Consider the following 1336-nt stretch of genomic DNA (forward strand, 5'->3'; position numbering starts at 1 on the left):
GTTCAGTCACGTACGTTAGTACGCTCCTTCACTTACTCATTTTGCTTCCTAGACCTTCTTTGCTTATTCCAATTCTTAACACTTCATAAAAAATGGCGGTCCCGACGGGAATCGAACCCGCGATCTCCTGCGTGACAGGCAGGCATGTTAACCGCTACACCACGGGACCATTTGGTTGCGGGGGCAGGATTTGAACCTGCGACCTTTGGGTTATGAGCCCAACGAGCTACCGTGCTGCTCCACCCCGCGTCAATATTATGTTATAAACACTATTGCTTCACCGCTTATGTCTTAATGGACATCTGCATCGGCTTTCGCCTGCTTCGATGTTAATCGCCATCTTCGTTTGGCGATTTGCTCCACCCTCGCGTTGTTCTTTAGAACATGCGATTTAGATATTTGCGTCACCCTCGCGTTTTACTTTATCGAAAGTGTTTATAGTGTAAATGGTGGAGGATGACGGGCTCGAACCGCCGACCCTCTGCTTGTAAGGCAGATGCTCTCCCAGCTGAGCTAATCCTCCGAAAATGAAAACTGGTTATATTTTCTTTAAAAGAAATTGGTGACCCCTACGGGATTCGAACCCGTGTTACCGCCGTGAAAGGGCGGTGTCTTAACCGCTTGACCAAGGGGCCATATATAATAGAAGGAAATTATCTGGCGGAGAGCAAGGGATTTGAACCCTTGAGACAGTTTAACCCGCCTACACGAATTCCAATCGTGCTCCTTCGGCCACTCGGACAGCTCCCCAGAGATATGGCTCCGAAGGTAGGACTCGAACCTACGACCAATCGGTTAACAGCCGATTGCTCTACCACTGAGCTACTTCGGATCAATAATATATAGCCTGGCGACGACCTACTCTCACAGGGGGAAACCCCCAACTACCATCGGCGCTGAAGAACTTAACTTCCGTGTTCGGTATGGGAACGGGTGTGACCTCTTCGCCATCATCACCAGACTATTTGTTTTTTAAGACAAGATTTATTATATCAAGTCTCATGAGAATTACAAGCGTTTTTTAAAAATAAAAAAACATTTTTGTTCACTCAAAACTGGATAAACGGGTCATTGAAAATCATTCAAGTTCATTTTGGTTAAGTCCTCGATCGATTAGTATTCGTCAGCTGCACACGTCACCGCGCTTCCACCTCGAACCTATCTACCTCATCGTCTTTGAGGGATCTTACTTACTTGCGTAATGGGAAATCTCATCTTGAGGGGGGCTTCATGCTTAGATGCTTTCAGCACTTATCCCGGCCACACATAGCTACCCAGCGATGCTCTTGGCAGAACAACTGGTACACCAGCGGTGTGTCCATCCCGGTCCTCTCGT

General features: G+C 47.4%; 6 tRNA genes and 2 rRNA genes. All 8 read right to left on the reverse strand.

From position 1 onward, the window contains the following. Positions 1–93 precede the first annotated feature (93 nt). Positions 94–169 (reverse strand) — tRNA-Asp (locus AC1DSK_RS17310). Positions 170–172: 3 nt separating this feature from the next. Beyond that, positions 173–249: transfer RNA gene (locus AC1DSK_RS17315), tRNA-Met, on the reverse strand. Positions 250–447: 198 nt separating this feature from the next. Continuing rightward, positions 448–523: transfer RNA gene (locus AC1DSK_RS17320), tRNA-Val, on the reverse strand. A 37-nt stretch (positions 524–560) separates the two neighbouring features. Next, positions 561–635 (reverse strand) — tRNA-Glu (locus AC1DSK_RS17325). A gap of 23 nt (positions 636–658) precedes the next feature. Further along, positions 659–750, reverse strand: a tRNA-Ser gene (locus AC1DSK_RS17330). A 7-nt stretch (positions 751–757) separates the two neighbouring features. After that, positions 758–832, reverse strand: a tRNA-Asn gene (locus AC1DSK_RS17335). A gap of 13 nt (positions 833–845) precedes the next feature. Continuing rightward, positions 846–961, reverse strand: a 5S ribosomal RNA gene (rrf, locus tag AC1DSK_RS17340). 132 nt (positions 962–1093) lie between these two features. After that, positions 1094–1336: ribosomal RNA gene (locus AC1DSK_RS17345) — 23S ribosomal RNA — on the reverse strand; the annotation flags it as partial.

This window comes from Paenisporosarcina sp. P4_B8, from assembly GCF_056402175.1.